The following is a 14,901-nucleotide window of genomic DNA, read 5'->3' as shown; positions in this document are numbered from 1 at the left end:
AGATATTACTAACTTTAGTTTTATAATCAATAGTTAGAAGTAACTAACTAAATTTATATGTAGTGGGGTGGAATTTATGCCGTTAACAATGGCTAAAGCTGGGGAAATAAATTCTATAAAAAAAATCGGAGGCAGAGATGAAGCAAAAAGGTTTTTAGAAAAGCTTGGCTTCGTTGTAGGTGGAAATGTAGTTGTAGTTTCTGAATTGGCTGGTAATGTTATTGTTAATATTAAGGATAGCCGAATAGCAATTAGTAAGGAAATGGCTAATAGAATAATAGTTTAATTATTACGGAATAAATTTTACTGATGAAATAAACTGAGATTTAAGAGTGAAATGGGGAGTATAGATGAATACCTTAAGAAATGTTAATATTGGGGAAACGGTGACTGTTGTTAAGCTCCATGGGGAAGGAGCACTTAAGCGCAGAATAATGGATATGGGAATAACCAAAGGAACAGAAATATACCTGCGAAAGGTTGCGCCTTTGGGTGATCCTATAGAGATAACTGTAAGAGGCTATGAGCTTTCCTTAAGGAAGGCTGATGCAGAGATGATTGAGGTTAAATAATGAATTCATAAGTGGAGAGTGGGAGCTCTGCTTATAATAAGGTTTTGTGGTTAGCCTAAACTAACTGTTAGATAATTTGGGGGGATTAAAATGACTATTAAAATAGCATTGGCTGGTAATCCAAACTGTGGAAAAACCACCATGTACAATGATTTAACGGGATCAAGTCAATATGTAGGTAATTGGCCAGGGGTTACAGTAGAAAAGAAGGAGGGGAGACTGAAGGGAAAGAAAGATATTATTATTACTGACCTTCCAGGAGTATACTCCTTATCTCCCTATACCCTAGAAGAGGTTGTAACAAGAAATTATCTTTTAAGCGGTGAAGCTCAAGGGTTAATAAATATCGTTGATGGTACAAACCTAGAAAGAAATCTTTACTTAACAACACAGCTTTTAGAGCTTGGAATACCGGTGGTTATTGCTCTTAATATGATGGATTTAGTTAAGAAAAATGGAGATGTTATAGATGTAGAAAAGCTCTCAAAAAGCCTTGGCTGTGATATTATAGAAACCTCAGCTTTAAAAGGGATGGGATCTTTAAAGGCTGTGGATAAAGCTACAGAGGCTGCAAAAGAAAAGAGATATAATAGGCAGCTAAGCTTTTCAAAGGAAGTTGAGGTATATTTAAAGGAAATAGAGGCTATTGTATCTAGCAAGATTCTAGAGGATCAGAGAAGATTTATGGCTATTAAGCTTTTTGAAAGAGATGAAAAAATCCTTGAGTCTATAGCTTTAACTGAGGATGAAAAGGATAGAATATCAGCTATAATAGAACGAGCAGAAGAAGCTATGGACGATGATAGCGAGAGTATTATAACTAATGAGAGATATATACTTATTGGCTCTGTAATTAAGAGGTGTTTAAAGAAGCAGCAGACAGGCCTCACTACCTCAGATAAAATCGATAGAGTTGTTACAAATAGATTTTTGGCACTACCCATTTTTGCATTAATTATCTTTGGAATATACTATATATCTGTTTCAACTGTAGGGGATGTATTGACTAACTGGGCTAATGACACGGTTATTGGTGGAATAGTTCAGCCTTCTGTTCAGAATCTTTTAGATTCTATTGGGGTATCTCCATGGCTAAACAGCTTAGTTGTAGATGGAATAATTGGTGGAGTTGGAGCTGTCCTAGGCTTTGTTCCTCAGATGCTTCTTTTATTCTTCTTCCTCTCTATATTAGAGGACTGTGGATATATGGCAAGAGTTGCTTTCATAATGGATAGGATTTTTAGAAAGTTTGGATTGTCTGGTAAGTCTTTTATACCCATGATTATCTCTACAGGCTGCGGAGTTCCAGGAGTTATGGCTACTAAGACCATAGAAAGTGATAAGGATAGAAGGATGACCATTATGACTACTACCTTTATGCCCTGTGGAGCTAAGCTTCCTGTTATCGCTCTCATAGGAGGAGCAATTTTTCCTGATATTGTGTGGATGGCTCCAGGGATATATTTCTTGGCCATAGGTATAATAGTAGCTTCTGGTATTATTCTAAAAAAGACCAAGCCTTTTCAGGGAGAGCCTGCTCCTTTTGTTATGGAGCTTCCTCAGTATCACATCCCTGGAGCAAAGGGAGTTTTCCTTCATATGTGGGAAAGAAGTAAATCCTTTATAATAAAGGCAGGTACAGTAATATTTGTTGCCTGTGGCTTGATTTGGTTCCTTTCCTCCTTTGGCTTCCACAGCGGAAGCTTCGGAATGGTTGAAGTTGGTGAAAGCTTGCTGGCAAAGGTTGGAGGCTTTGTAGCTCCTATCTTTAAGCCTTTAGGCTTTGGAAACTGGCAGGCTTCAGTAGCTGTTATAACAGGCTTCGTTGCTAAAGAAGAGGTAGTAGGTACCCTGGCGGTATTAAAAGGGTTAGAAGAGGTTTCAGAAGCGAGCCCAGCTCTTCTAGAACAGATTGCTTCTATGTTTACCTACGGAGCTGCAGGACTTTCCTTCCTTGCCTTTAATCTGTTCAGCATTCCCTGCTTTGCAGCAGTTGGTGCCATTAGAAGAGAAATGAATGACTGGAAGTGGACTGCCTTTGCTTTAGCTTATCAAATGGTCGTTGCTTACACTGTTTCATTGATAATAAATCAGCTGGGAGGCTTTTTGTCAGGTGCATTATCCTTTGGAGCAGGAACTATTGCTGCACTTTTAGCTCTTTTGGTTGTGCTCTATCTGCTTTTTAGACCAGAAAGAAAGAGAAATGAATCTGTAAATGCCGAAGTATCTTTAACCTAAAGAGGTGTGCGTATCATGATTGGTGATATATTAGTTATTGGAATTCTAGTAGTCTGTATGTTTGTTGCCATAAGAAAAATAATAAAAACAAAAAAGAGCGGTGGCTGTTCAGGCTGCAGTGGTAGTGAAGGCTGTAGCGGTTGCAGCAGTAATCTAGAGATTAAGAAGTAATAACATAAGCGTGAATTAATAAAGAAGAAATAATATAAGAAGGTGCATGGTGAATAATAATTTCACTATGCACCTTCTAATTATAAATAGCATTTTTATTAGCTCTTGTTTAGGATGAATTGAAGGTTAATTTTGATAAAAATTTTTATATCCATCAAAAATATGGTAAATTATATATAGAGACAAATGGAATGTAATAATACTATAACTTAAAGATATTTACTACTTAATAGATATACGAATAAACAATATAGATAAGAAGGGATAGATTTGAAGGAATCAGATAGTAAGGAAGTATTGTTTTCCACAAGGGACTTATTCAAGCTGATAACACCGCTTTTGGTAGAGCAGCTATTGGCTATAACTGTTGGACTAGCAGATTCAGTAATGGTGGCAGGGGTAGGTGAAGCAGCAGTTTCGGCTGTATCCCTGGTGGATTCTGTAAATATTCTTATAATAAATATTTTTGCCGCCCTAGCTACGGGAGGTGCAGTGGTAGTAGGACAGTACCTGGGAAGAAAAAATAATGAAAAGGCCTGTAGAAGTGCAGAACAGCTGGTAATGGTTACTACAGTATTATCTATAGGAATAATGACATTTATGTATATGGGTAAGGGCTTTATATTAAACAATCTTTTTGGAACCATAGCTCCGGATGTTAAGGTACAAGCTAACACATATTTAATGATTGTTTCTTTATCAATTCCCTTTATAGCCTTATATAATGGTGGAGCTGCAGTATTTCGTGCTATGAGCAATTCAAAAATAACCATGTATACCTCCATAATCATGAATCTAATTAATGTTGCAGGAAACGCACTGCTTATTTATGGGTTTAAAATGGGAGTTGCCGGTGCTGCAATACCTACCCTTTTATCCAGGATTATAGGAGCTGTTATAATAATTATTCTCCTTAAGAGGAAAAGGCTTCCGGTGCATTTGAGACAAGGTATTAGGTTTACTATGGATTTTAGCCTTATAAAAAAGATATTGTTTATTGGAATACCCAATGGACTTGAAAATAGTATGTTTCAGCTGGGAAAAATATTGGTTCTTAACCTAGTGGCTAGCTTTGGGACAGCCTCCATAGCAGCCAATGCCATAGCTGGTACTATGGGGTCATACCAGATATTGCCGGGATCAGCTATAGGATTAGCTTTAGTAACAGTTGTTTCAAGAGCTGTAGGGGCAGGGGACTATAAACAGGTTAGATATTATACAAAGAAGCTTATGATAATAGCTTATGGGGCCATGATTGTAATAAATATTCTATTCATATTAGCCTTGCCTATCATAGTAAGAATTTATAACTTATCTGATCTTACTGCTGACCTTACTAAATCTATTTTAACTTATAGCTCTATCTGCAGTGCTATTATTTGGCCAATGTCCTTTACGTTACCCAATGCTCTAAGAGCAGCCAGCGATGTTAGATATAGCATGGTTATTTCTATTATATCTATGTGGACCTTTAGAATAGGCTTAAGCTATGTGCTTGGTAAGTACATGGGTATGGGTGTATTTGGTGTATGGGTTGCCATGACTGTGGATTGGGTATTTAGGAGTATATTTTTTATTATCAGGTACAGGGGCAGCAAGTGGCAACATATTAGGATATGATGATTGAAACACCTTATAAAAGTTTAAATTCGTCTAGAGTTATTAGATAATTTTAATATATTGAGGAGGGAATGAAATGAAGGAAAATAAAAGATTGTTTGGGAAAATCTCCACTGGAGAAGAGGTATATATTTATACCCTTTCTAATTCAAAGGGTATGGAAGTAGATATTTTAGATTTTGGAGGAATAGTGGTTTCCATAAGGGTACCAGATAAAGTTGGAAAGATAAGAGATGTAGTCTTAGGCTATGATTCCATGGAGGAATATGAGGATAATCCAGGCTTTTTTGGTGCGATAGTTGGAAGACATGCTAATAGGATAGCAGGAGCCTCCTTTATCCTGGGTGACACCACCTATTATCTGGATAAAAATGAAGGGAATAATCAGCTTCATGGTGGAAAATATGGGCTGCATAAGGTACGTTGGGAAGCCAATCTGGTTAATGAAGAAGGAGAAGAAGCTCTGCTTCTTAACTATTATAGTGAGGAAAAGGCTAATAGCTTTCCTGGGAATATATCACTTAAGGTAAAATATATATTAACAGAAGATAATAAGCTAAGGATAGAATATATGGGTGAGAGTGATAAGGATACGATACTTAATTTAACTAATCATAGCTATTTCAACCTTTCAGGTCATGATTCTGGTGATGTACTAAGTCATGAGCTTTATATAAACAGTAAGTCCTTTACTCCTGTTAATGCAGAGCTGATACCCTATGGAAGAATAGAAGGGGTTAAGGGTACACCTATGGATTTTACAACCTTAAAGCCTATAGGGAAGGATATCAAATCAGATTATGGCCAGGTTGCTGCAGTTTCAGGCTATGATCATAATTGGGTTTTAGATACTAAAGGAAGGCTTGATGAGATTGCTGCGGATTTAAGAGATGAAAACAGCGGCATAGGAATGAGAGTTTATACTACCAAGCCCGGTATACAGATATATACTACAAATACCATGAAGGAGCCGACCTTTGGAAAGGGAAGGGTTAATTATCACAGCTATCAAGGAATTTGTCTTGAAACACAATACTATCCAAATGCTATTAATGAAGAAAGCTTTCCATCTCCTATTCTAAAAGCAGGCGATAAATATCTCCATACTACCATTTTTGAGTTTTATAGCTTATAAGTTTTTTAGTTAAAAAATATATTGAAAAGCATCTATAGAAAATCTACTGATAGGATTAACCACTTCTCTAAAGTGGTTAATCCTGTTTTTTTTTATATTAATGACTTCCTTCTAAGATAGAAATATGTAGCTAGTTATTTCACTATTCTATTAATTCTAATAATAATTTAAAAAATAACAAAATAATTATAATAAAATATATTTTTAACATTGACAATGGATAATGTTTATAATACAATAAAAACATCAAGTTAATAATAATTATTAGTTAATAATAAATGTAAATTATAAAATTAATAGGGGGTTATTTATATGTCATTAATAGGTAAAGAAATAAAGGAATTTAAGGTTCAGGCTTTTCATGAAGGAGCTTTCAAAGAAGTAACTAAGGAAAATGTATTAGGACAATGGTCTGTATTCTTCTTCTATCCAGCAGATTTTACATTTGTTTGTCCTACAGAGCTTGAGGATTTAGCTGAAAAGTATTCAGAGTTCAAAGCTATTGGTTGCGAGATATATTCAGTATCCACTGATTCTCATTTTGTTCACAAGGCATGGCATGATGTTTCTAAGGCTGTTAAGAAGATTCAATATCCTATGCTTGCAGACCCAACCCATGCTATTTCCAGAGATTTTGAGGTTCTTATAGAGGAAGATGGTATGGCTGAAAGAGGAACCTTTGTTGTTAATCCAGAAGGTAAAATTGTTTCCTATGAGGTTACTGCTGGAAACGTAGGTAGAAATGCAGAGGAGCTTTTAAGAAAGGTTCAAGCAGCTCAATTTGTTGCTGAGCATGGAGATGAGGTATGTCCAGCTAACTGGAAGCCAGGTCAGGAAACCTTAAAGCCAAGCCTTGACTTAGTTGGTTTAATCTAACAATCGAAGCTTATAATTCATTTAGATAAAGAGCAGCATTTAGGAGGAGTAGTTTATGGATCAGTTATATGATGTCATAATAATAGGCGGAGGTCCTGCGGGACTATCCGCCGCTCTCTATGGAGCAAGAGCTAAGCAGTCGGTGCTGGTCATAGAGAAGGAGAAGAGCGGAGGACAGATAACCATAACAGAAGAGGTGGTTAACTATCCAGGAGTAGCTTCTGGAAGTGGAAAGGAAATTACAGAAGTTATGAGGCAGCAGGCTGTTAGCTTCGGTGCTAGCTTCCTTTCAGCTGAGGTAAAGGAATTAGAGCTTCAGGGTGATTATAAAAGGGTTATTACTACTAAAGGAGAATTAAAAGCTTTAGCCGTTGTAATAGCAACGGGAGCGAGCCCACGAAAACTAGGTTTTCCAGGAGAAAAGGAATTTCAGGGAAGAGGGGTTGCCAATTGTGCTACCTGTGACGGGGAATTCTTTACAGGTCTCGATGTCTTCGTTGTAGGAGCTGGTTTTGCAGCAGCGGAAGAAGCTATGTTCCTCACAAGATTTGCAAAGAAGGTACGTATTATAGCTAGAGAGCCGGAGTTTACCTGTGCAAAATCCATAGGAGATAAGGTGAAGGCTCATGAAGGAATAGATATTTTCTTCAATACAGAAGTTAAGGAAATCGGCGGGAATAATAAGCTTGAATATGCTAAGTTTATCAACAATATAACTGGTGATGAGTGGGAGTACAGACCTGAGAATCCAGCAGAAACCTTTGGTGTCTTTGTATTTGCTGGTTATGTACCCTCCACTGAACTAGTAAAAGGGAAGGTACAGCTAGATGACTTTGGTTATATAATAACCGATAGAAATCAGATGACTGATATACCTGGAGTTTATGCTGCTGGAGATGTCTGTGTTAAAAATCTTAGACAGGTAGTTACAGCCGTAGCTGATGGAGCTATAGCAGCTACCTCCTTAGAAAAATATATAGCAGATAAATATCAAGAATTAAATCTTCAGAGACAGGAAAAGGTTGGGGAGCCTGCAGAAGCTGGTTCTAAAGTAGCAGAAAGTAGTGCTGAAGTAGAAGTTGGAACCAAGGAGATTTCTGGAACCTTCATAACAGCTGAGATGTCAGCACAACTTAAGCCAATATTCTCAAAGCTTGAAAAGAAGCTGAGGCTTGTAGCCCTTTTAGATGATAGAGGAATATCAGAAGAGCTTAAGATATTTTTAAAGGAGCTATCCCCTTTAACTGATAACATATCTTATGAGCTTCATTCTGTGACTTCAGCAGAGGCGGAAGAGTACAAGAAGTATACTGATAGCTATCCTGCCCTGATGTTTTTCAATGAGGAAGGTGTTTATCTGGGAATCCAGTATCATGGAGTTCCCGGTGGCCATGAGTTTAATTCCTTTGTTATAGCCTTATATAATGCAGCTGGTCCTGGACAGCCTTTAGATAAGTATACCTTAGATAAAATTAAAGGTTTGAACAAAAAAATTAATATGAAGGTCTTCGTATCTTTAGCATGCACTATGTGTCCAGAAGTTGTTATGGGATCTCAACGAATTGCTTTAGAAAATCAGGAGATTGAAGCAGAGATGTATGATTTAGCTCATTATCCTCATTTTAAGGAAAAGTACAGTATTATGAGTGTTCCTTGCCTTGTGATTAATGATAAAGAAATTGCCTTTGGTAAAAAGAGCACTGATCAAATTTTAGAGCTTATAGAAAGTGCTTAAATGAATTTTTCAGATATTTTCTAAATAAAATTCTATATAAATTATAGATATTAAAAAAACCTTGGATTTTTGATCCAAGGTTTTATTGCTGTTAAATAGGAAAAGAATAGTTTACAATAACAAGCAATATTGTTAAAATATATATGGTAAATTTTTATCAATACAATTTAGGGGATGAGATATTATGTACATAAAGAAAATATCTTCGCTAATTATGGCAGGAATATTAATGGTTTCAGCTGTAGGGTGTAGTGAAGCAAAGGGAACAGAAGATAGGGAGTCAATGACACTGAAGGTAGGGGTTATGCCAGCAGTGGACTCTGCTCCAATATTCCTGGCAGAAGAAAAGGGTTATTTTAGTGATTTAGGTTTGGATATTGAGGTTCAGGTATATACCAATGCAATGAATAGACAGAGTGCTCTTCAAAGTGGTGAGTTAGATGGTGCAATGACCGATGTTATAGCGCTGGTTAATAATGTGGAAAATGGCTTTGATATAAAAGTAACAACCAGTACTGATGGGGCTTTTCCTTTCTTGGTGAATCCTAATTATGCTGATTCTAAAGAAGTAAAGGTAGGAATGATGGAGATAAGCGTATCAAATTACCTTGCCGATAAGTCACTGAAGGATTACGAGGTGGAAAAGGTTTATATAAATGAAATTCCTGCAAGAATGGAGATGGTAGGAGCTGGTAGCCTTGATATGGCAGTAATCCCGGAACCTGTTGCCTCTAATGGAGAGTTAAATGGGCTTAAGAAGATAATGATAGAAAATAATGAGGAGTTTTCTCCAGATGTTATGGTGTTTACTGGCTCTACCATTAAAAATAAGAGTAAAGAGCTAAAAGCTTTCCATGAAGCTTATAATAAAGCTGTAGAAGATATAAATGAGGATGATCAGGAAGCAAGAGAAATATTAATTTCAAAGCTGGAGCTAAAGGCAGAGATAAAGGATAAGATACTCATACCAGAATATAATCAAGCCAGAGTTCCTGATAAAGCTTATTTAGAAGGTATAATGAAATGGAATAAAGAGGTCTTAGGAAAAGAAATTAATCTAAAATATGAAGATTTAGTGGATGGAAGCTTCGTTAATGATTAATATAAAGGATCTGAAAGTAGATTATGGTACCAATGAAGTTTTAAGGAATATTAATCTTGAGGTTCCTAAGAATACTACCTGTGCAATTATAGGCTCTTCCGGTTGTGGAAAGACAACACTTCTTTATACTATAGCTGGGCTCATTAAGCCAGCAGGAGGAAGAGTTGAAATAAAAGGGGAGACCATAAAAGAGATAAGAAAGGACACTGGATTAATTCTACAGAACTATGGACTTTTGCCCTGGAAGAATGTATGGGATAATGTTACCTTTCCTATAAAGGCAAGGGGAGAAAAGAAAGAAGAGGTAGTGAGGATTGGTGAAGCCATTCTCCAGGAGCTTGATATATTAAAATATCGCCATAAGTATCCTGAAGAGCTTAGCGGAGGGGAAAGGCAGAGGGTGGCCATAGCAAGAACACTGGCCCTTAAACCTGACCTTCTGCTCATTGATGAGGCAACCTCTGCTCTAGACGCTATAACTAAAGAAAGGCTACAGGATATGCTCTTAAAGATTTACCAGGAAAGAGAGCTTACTTTGGTTATGGTTACCCATAATATTGAGGAGGCTGTTTTTTTGGGTCAAAGGATTGTGGTTATAGATAAAGGAAGCATTAAAGAAATTATAGACAATCCATACTTTGGAGATAGGAATATAAGAGGAAAAGAGGAGTTTTATACCATGTGTCTTAAGGTTAGAGGAGTGCTTAATGGATAAATTAAGAAGGTACGCATTTATTAATAAGGCATATCCCTTTTGTGCCTTAGTTTTTCTGTGGTACTTACTTCATATTATTGTTGACTCTCCTGCTATACCCTCACCTTTTGATGCCTTTGAAAACTTCATAGCTATACTTCCTGGAACTCTATTAATTCATATAGGAATGAGCTTTGTAAGGATTGTTGCTGCAATATTGGTATCTCTTCTATTGGGAGGTATTATTGGAGTTATTATCGGTATGAATAAGAAAGCCGATGGATTAATAAGCCCAATAATATATATTCTTTATCCACTTCCTAAGATAGCCTTTATGCCCATACTGATGATTCTCTTTGGGATTGGAGAAAGACCTAAGATTTTATTAATTATTTTTATTATAATATTCCAGTTTATACTGGCAGCAAGAGATGGGATTAAGGATATACCCAAGGAAATATTTCTTTCTGTATATTCTTTAGGTCTAGGACGAATTCATGTATACAGGCATCTGGTCTTTCCTGGTATATTATCCAAGCTTATTACAGCCACTAGGAATACCATTGGAATCAGTATATCAGTATTATTCTTTAGCGAAAACTTTGCCACCAGCTACGGCATTGGATATTTTATTATGAATAGCTGGTCTATGGTCAATTATGTAGAAATGTTCAGTGGAATAATCGCTCTAGGGTTAATGGGACTATTGCTATTTAAAGCCATAGACCTAATAGAGAAGTATCTTTGCCCTTGGACAAAGCTTAAGAATAATTTTATTGAGAACCATCAGTGAAGCTTTTAGAAGGAAATGAATGAAAATTTTATACACAGGAGATTTAAATTGAATACTAAGGATTTAAACCATGATGGAAGCATTAAAAAAATAATTATGGATTTGTGGATAGCTTTAAGGCCCCTATCACTTTCCTTAGCTGTAGCATCTACTACCTTAGGAGTCCTCATGGCTAAGAGAGCGGGATATTTATTTTCAGAAAACACATATTTAGATATTATTAAAATTATATTAGTGACTATAGCAGGGATGAGTGTTTTAGGAGCTGCTAATCTCATAAATGATTTTTATGAAGGCTCTTTTAAATATCACAGACCTGGGGAAAAAACCTATAAATTCTTGAAATATGAGAGAACTGCCTTTGATCTGTTAGTTTTTGGTTTCAGCATAAGCTGTCTGCTGCTCACGGCAGCCATTGGTCTTGTGCTCATGTATGTTTCAACCTATAAGCTTATTTATATTGGAGCTGTAGGAATTATAGGTGCTTATGCCTATACAGGAGAACCCTTTGTATATAAGAAGAGAGGTCTTGGAGCAGTGCTGTCTTTAATTCTTGTAGGATCCTTAATGGTAGAAGGAAGCTACATGGTTTTTTCCGGTGAGTTTTCCTGGGGACCAATAATATATACACTACCTGCGGGTTTAACTATACCTCTCATGATGATGTCTAATGAGCTTAGAGATTATGAAAGAGATAAAAATCTTGGTATTAAGACCTTAACTGTACTGATAGGAAGAAATGCTGGAAGAGCTATTTATATAATGCTGATTTTGCTCATGTATATTTTAACGGTAGTATTTGCAGCGCTAGATAAGCTTCCATGGCATTCTCTGCTGGTGATATTAACTATTCCAACAGCTATCAGCTGCTATAAAAAGGCTTCCTTGCCTCAAAAAAGTGCCATTAAAATAACTAATATTCTTCATATAGGCTTTAATTTGTTAATGATAATATCTCTAATATTTAGATAGATTAGATAAGTATGCAGCGGTGAAAGTATTTCACCGCTGTTATTTTTATATTAGATATTCAATTGGTTTATAATCTATTTGAAAGGTATCAGCGACATTTTTACAGGTGCAGTAGCCATCGTAGGTATTGATTGCTGTAAATATACTTTTATGGGATAAGCAGGCCCTTTCTAAGCCCATGTTTGCTATTTGAAGCCCGTACCGGATAGTGGCATTTGTTAAAGCTATTGTAGAGGTTCTAGGAACAGAGCCAGCCATATTACCCACGCAATAATGTATTATTCCATTTATTATAAAGATTGGAGAATCATGGTAGGTTGTATTGGAGGTTTCACAGCAGCCACCTTGATCTACAGCAACATCAACAATAACACTTCCTGGCTTCATCACCTTTAAATATTCTTTTCTTATCAGCTTTGGAGCTGCCTTTCCAGGAATTAAAACCGCTCCGATAACCAAGTCAGCGTCAACTAAGGAGTTTATTATATTATCCTCGGTACTAAAGAGCGTTTGTATTCTAGAACCAAAAATATCGTCCAGGTATGCGAGTCTCTCCAGGTTAATATCCAAAATTGTTACATCAGCTCCCATGCCAACAGCTATTTTACAGGCGTTAACTCCAACAGTACCACCGCCAAGGATAACAACCTTTCCTTTAGGAGCCCCTGGAACACCGGATAAAAGAATGCCTGAACCACCGCAATGCTTCTCCAGATATTTAGCGCCTTCTTGTACACTTAAACGGCCAGCTATCTGGCTCATTGGGGCGAGGAGAGGAATGGTTCCATCACTTTCAACTAAGGTTTCATATGCTACAGCCTTGGTCTTTGAAGCTAAAAGTGCTTCTGTGAGCTTTCTGTTGGCAGCTAAGTGAAAATAGGTATATATTATTAGATTGGGTCTGAAATATTGATATTCATCCTCCAGAGGTTCCTTAACCTTTATTATCATCTCAGAGGAATCCCACACTTCTTTAGCTGTTTCTATGATTATTGCTCCTGCCTTTTCATACTCCTCATTGCTGTAGCCTGATTCAACACCAGCATCTCTTTCTATATAAACGGTATGACCATTAGAACAATATACCTTTACATTATCCGGAATTAATCCGATCCTGTACTCATGCTTTTTGATTTCCTTTAAACAACCAATTTTCATAATTAACCTCCCAATAAATGCTGTGTTTTTTAATTTTAGATTGTTGTACCATAATTATATCATATAATATTTAGAATATTTGAATAATTAGACGATTAATGTTATAAAGATATCAATATTTATTATAAAAATTTATTTAAATTAAAATAATGCTTTTAGAGTTGGAGTGATTTTATTGTAATTATTTTTGGTTAATAGGTAAAAATATAGCTGAGGAGATGATAATATGAGTAATACAGAAGAACTTTTAAACTATGTTTATAAAAATTCTCAGATGGGAGTTAATACCATAGAGCAATTGTCAGGTATCGTAGAGGATCAAGAATTTAAAAAGCACTTAGATTCTCAGCTTAGAGAATATAGGCAGATTAATGAAGAGAGCCAAAAGCTTTTGGACAGACTTGGCTATGAAGAAGAAGGCGTAGGCGCCTTAAGTGAAATTAGTGCCTATATGATGATTAATTTTAAAACCTTGAGAGATAAGAGTCCATCCCACATTGCTGAGATGATGATTAATGGAAGTACTATGGGGATTATACAGGCCACTAGAAATCTGAGGAAGTACAAAAATGAGGATAAGGAGTTCCTTGCCCTCATGGAAAAGCTACTAAAAACAGAGGAAAATAATTTTCAGCAGCTTAAGAAGTTCTTGTAAATCGTAATAATAATCAGTAGTAATGTGCTGTAACTAATCCTCTAATGTAGGTGTGTTATGGTAGATATTTTAGTGGAATATGCTCTTCATAGTGTAGCTCATATAAAATATAATTCTAGAACTATGATATGAGGAGCATAATAAACAATTTTCTTATAATAGGTTATAATTAGTACTTATTTATTCTAAGAGCTGATAGCTGTAATCCAGAAGCATGTTGCTGCGACTATTGAAAGTGGTGTCATAACATATTTCTCTTTATTACTTTTGGAGAAAAGATTCATGAAAACATTTATTGATAGATAGGCAGCGAAGAAAAAGCAAAGACCTCTTGCAACACTAAAGGGAATACCTGTAGTAATAATCCTCGCAGTCTGAAGTACTGCTATAATTGCAAGTAATTGTATAAAAAAGCTAATCCCGCTAGCAATCCTTAATCTTGAGGGTAATACCTTGTATTTTCCCCCCAAGGTGTATTCGCCTAAAGGCATACCTAATGTCACCAGTAGTGTCATAACTGCAATAATCCCAAATAGAATAGCGCCTAACACTGAACTCATAAAAAAACTCCTTTCTTTTATTTATGTATCCTGATACTTAATGAATATAATCATATTATACATAACTTATTAGTAAATTTATGTATTTTATTCAAATAAAATATAAAATTTACAAATAAGGGGTAGGAATTTTGTCGCGTATATTGTTTAATAAAAAACAATATGTTTAATATTTGTTGACTATTTAACTTTTTGTACATATAATTAAATAGATAAAAGCAAATGATATTCACTATCAATAAAGTTAGGGGTTATTATATATGAAAATATTATTTATTACTTTAGGGTTTCTCTTTGCGGGCTTTGGTTTATTGGGAGTACTAGTACCGATTCTTCCTACAACTCCTTTTTTACTTTTAGCCTCTTTTTTCTTTGCTAGGGGTTCAACAAGATTCCACATTTGGTTTACAGGGACTAAGCTTTATAAGGACCATTTAGATGACTTTATTAAGCATCGATCCATGGCAAAAAAGACAAAGATATCTCTTTTAGCTTTTGCTTCCACTATGCTAATGATTCCATTGATAACGGTGGATGTATGGGCATTGAGAATTTTTATATTATGCCTTATGGTATTTAAATATTATTATTTTATATTCAGAATTAAAACTGTTTAATTT

15 protein-coding genes and 1 pseudogene are annotated in these 14,901 nt (G+C 35.7%); 14 read left to right on the top strand and 2 right to left on the bottom strand.

Annotated elements, in window-relative coordinates:
- Window positions 1–76: 76 nt before the first annotated feature.
- The 12 genes and pseudogenes from ACPWSR_RS02020 (at window position 77) to ACPWSR_RS01965 (ending at window position 11,908) form a co-directional block, all read left to right on the top strand.
- Entirely contained in the window at window positions 77–286 is a 210-nt protein-coding gene (locus tag ACPWSR_RS02020) for a FeoA family protein (RefSeq protein WP_426350030.1), read from the top strand.
- A gap of 73 nt (window positions 287–359) precedes the next feature.
- Window positions 360–572 (top strand): annotated as a pseudogene (locus tag ACPWSR_RS02015) (FeoA family protein); the annotation flags it as partial.
- Between the two features lie 90 nt (window positions 573–662).
- The gene (gene feoB, locus ACPWSR_RS02010; protein WP_426350029.1) at window positions 663–2,810 is read left to right on the top strand and encodes a ferrous iron transport protein B; all 2,148 of its coding nucleotides are present in this window, start codon (window positions 663–665) and stop codon (window positions 2,808–2,810) included.
- A gap of 15 nt (window positions 2,811–2,825) precedes the next feature.
- Complete coding sequence (locus ACPWSR_RS02005; RefSeq protein ID WP_426350028.1) at window positions 2,826–2,981, top strand: FeoB-associated Cys-rich membrane protein; 156 nt, start codon at window positions 2,826–2,828, stop codon at window positions 2,979–2,981.
- Window positions 2,982–3,251: 270 nt separating this feature from the next.
- Window positions 3,252–4,601: an MATE family efflux transporter gene (locus ACPWSR_RS02000; RefSeq protein ID WP_426350027.1), complete on the top strand. Its 1,350-nt coding sequence runs from the start codon at window positions 3,252–3,254 to the stop codon at window positions 4,599–4,601.
- A 76-nt stretch (window positions 4,602–4,677) separates the two neighbouring features.
- Window positions 4,678–5,736 (top strand): aldose epimerase family protein, encoded by a 1,059-nt coding sequence (locus ACPWSR_RS01995; protein ID WP_426350026.1) that lies wholly within the window; start codon window positions 4,678–4,680, stop codon window positions 5,734–5,736.
- Between the two features lie 312 nt (window positions 5,737–6,048).
- On the top strand, window positions 6,049–6,612 hold the full coding sequence (ahpC, locus tag ACPWSR_RS01990) for an alkyl hydroperoxide reductase subunit C (protein WP_426350025.1): 564 nt from the start codon (window positions 6,049–6,051) through the stop codon (window positions 6,610–6,612).
- A 55-nt stretch (window positions 6,613–6,667) separates the two neighbouring features.
- Window positions 6,668–8,347 carry an FAD-dependent oxidoreductase gene (locus ACPWSR_RS01985; RefSeq protein WP_426350024.1) on the top strand — a complete coding sequence of 560 codons (1,680 nt, stop codon included), beginning with the start codon at window positions 6,668–6,670 and terminating at the stop codon, window positions 8,345–8,347.
- Window positions 8,348–8,531: 184 nt separating this feature from the next.
- Window positions 8,532–9,449, top strand: a complete 918-nt coding sequence (locus tag ACPWSR_RS01980; protein ID WP_426350023.1) for an ABC transporter substrate-binding protein — start codon at window positions 8,532–8,534, stop codon at window positions 9,447–9,449.
- Window positions 9,442–10,164 carry an ABC transporter ATP-binding protein gene (locus ACPWSR_RS01975; RefSeq protein WP_426350022.1) on the top strand — a complete coding sequence of 241 codons (723 nt, stop codon included), beginning with the start codon at window positions 9,442–9,444 and terminating at the stop codon, window positions 10,162–10,164. Before ACPWSR_RS01980 ends, ACPWSR_RS01975 begins: the two co-directional genes overlap by 8 nt.
- Window positions 10,157–10,936: an ABC transporter permease gene (locus tag ACPWSR_RS01970; RefSeq protein ID WP_426350021.1), complete on the top strand. Its 780-nt coding sequence runs from the start codon at window positions 10,157–10,159 to the stop codon at window positions 10,934–10,936. The genes ACPWSR_RS01975 and ACPWSR_RS01970 overlap by 8 nt, the downstream gene beginning before the upstream one ends.
- A gap of 48 nt (window positions 10,937–10,984) precedes the next feature.
- The gene (locus ACPWSR_RS01965) at window positions 10,985–11,908 is read left to right on the top strand and encodes a prenyltransferase (RefSeq protein ID WP_426350020.1); all 924 of its coding nucleotides are present in this window, start codon (window positions 10,985–10,987) and stop codon (window positions 11,906–11,908) included.
- 45 nt (window positions 11,909–11,953) lie between these two features.
- Here the strand turns inward: ACPWSR_RS01965 and ald are convergent, their stop codons facing one another.
- The gene (gene ald / locus ACPWSR_RS01960) at window positions 11,954–13,066 is read right to left on the bottom strand and encodes an alanine dehydrogenase (RefSeq protein WP_426350019.1); all 1,113 of its coding nucleotides are present in this window, start codon (window positions 13,064–13,066) and stop codon (window positions 11,954–11,956) included.
- Between the two features lie 226 nt (window positions 13,067–13,292).
- Here ald and ACPWSR_RS01955 point away from each other — a divergent pair, with 226 nt between their 5' ends.
- Entirely contained in the window at window positions 13,293–13,721 is a 429-nt protein-coding gene (locus ACPWSR_RS01955) for a hypothetical protein (RefSeq protein WP_426350018.1), read from the top strand.
- A gap of 185 nt (window positions 13,722–13,906) precedes the next feature.
- Here ACPWSR_RS01955 and ACPWSR_RS01950 read toward each other — a convergent pair whose 3' ends face one another.
- Entirely contained in the window at window positions 13,907–14,281 is a 375-nt protein-coding gene (locus tag ACPWSR_RS01950) for a hypothetical protein (RefSeq protein ID WP_426350017.1), read from the bottom strand.
- Between the two features lie 260 nt (window positions 14,282–14,541).
- On the opposite strand from ACPWSR_RS01950, the gene ACPWSR_RS01945 reads away from it, so the two are divergent.
- Window positions 14,542–14,898, top strand: a complete 357-nt coding sequence (locus ACPWSR_RS01945; RefSeq protein WP_426350016.1) for a YbaN family protein — start codon at window positions 14,542–14,544, stop codon at window positions 14,896–14,898.
- Window positions 14,899–14,901: the final 3 nt, after the last annotated feature.

Source organism: Alloiococcus sp. CFN-8 (assembly GCF_049943125.1).
Taxonomy (GTDB): domain Bacteria; phylum Bacillota; class Clostridia; order Clostridiales; family Clostridiaceae; genus JAEXZL01.
This window is presented reverse-complemented; position numbering and strand designations above follow the sequence as displayed.

Excerpts from the sequence above, each read along its gene's own strand:
- ACPWSR_RS02020 (WP_426350030.1), top strand. The coding sequence starts at position 77 with ATGCCGTTAACAATGGCTAAAGCTGGGGAAATAAATTCTATAAAAAAA.
- feoB (WP_426350029.1), top strand. The coding sequence starts at position 663 with ATGACTATTAAAATAGCATTGGCTGGTAATCCAAACTGTGGAAAAACC.
- ACPWSR_RS02005 (WP_426350028.1), top strand. The coding sequence starts at position 2,826 with ATGATTGGTGATATATTAGTTATTGGAATTCTAGTAGTCTGTATGTTT.
- ACPWSR_RS01995 (WP_426350026.1), top strand. The coding sequence starts at position 4,678 with ATGAAGGAAAATAAAAGATTGTTTGGGAAAATCTCCACTGGAGAAGAG.
- ahpC (WP_426350025.1), top strand. The coding sequence starts at position 6,049 with ATGTCATTAATAGGTAAAGAAATAAAGGAATTTAAGGTTCAGGCTTTT.
- ACPWSR_RS01985 (WP_426350024.1), top strand. The coding sequence starts at position 6,668 with ATGGATCAGTTATATGATGTCATAATAATAGGCGGAGGTCCTGCGGGA.
- ACPWSR_RS01980 (WP_426350023.1), top strand. The coding sequence starts at position 8,532 with ATGTACATAAAGAAAATATCTTCGCTAATTATGGCAGGAATATTAATG.
- ACPWSR_RS01975 (WP_426350022.1), top strand. The coding sequence starts at position 9,442 with ATGATTAATATAAAGGATCTGAAAGTAGATTATGGTACCAATGAAGTT.
- ACPWSR_RS01970 (WP_426350021.1), top strand. The coding sequence starts at position 10,157 with ATGGATAAATTAAGAAGGTACGCATTTATTAATAAGGCATATCCCTTT.
- ald (WP_426350019.1), bottom strand. The coding sequence starts at position 13,066 with ATGAAAATTGGTTGTTTAAAGGAAATCAAAAAGCATGAGTACAGGATC.
- ACPWSR_RS01955 (WP_426350018.1), top strand. The coding sequence starts at position 13,293 with ATGAGTAATACAGAAGAACTTTTAAACTATGTTTATAAAAATTCTCAG.
- ACPWSR_RS01950 (WP_426350017.1), bottom strand. The coding sequence starts at position 14,281 with ATGAGTTCAGTGTTAGGCGCTATTCTATTTGGGATTATTGCAGTTATG.
- ACPWSR_RS01945 (WP_426350016.1), top strand. The coding sequence starts at position 14,542 with ATGAAAATATTATTTATTACTTTAGGGTTTCTCTTTGCGGGCTTTGGT.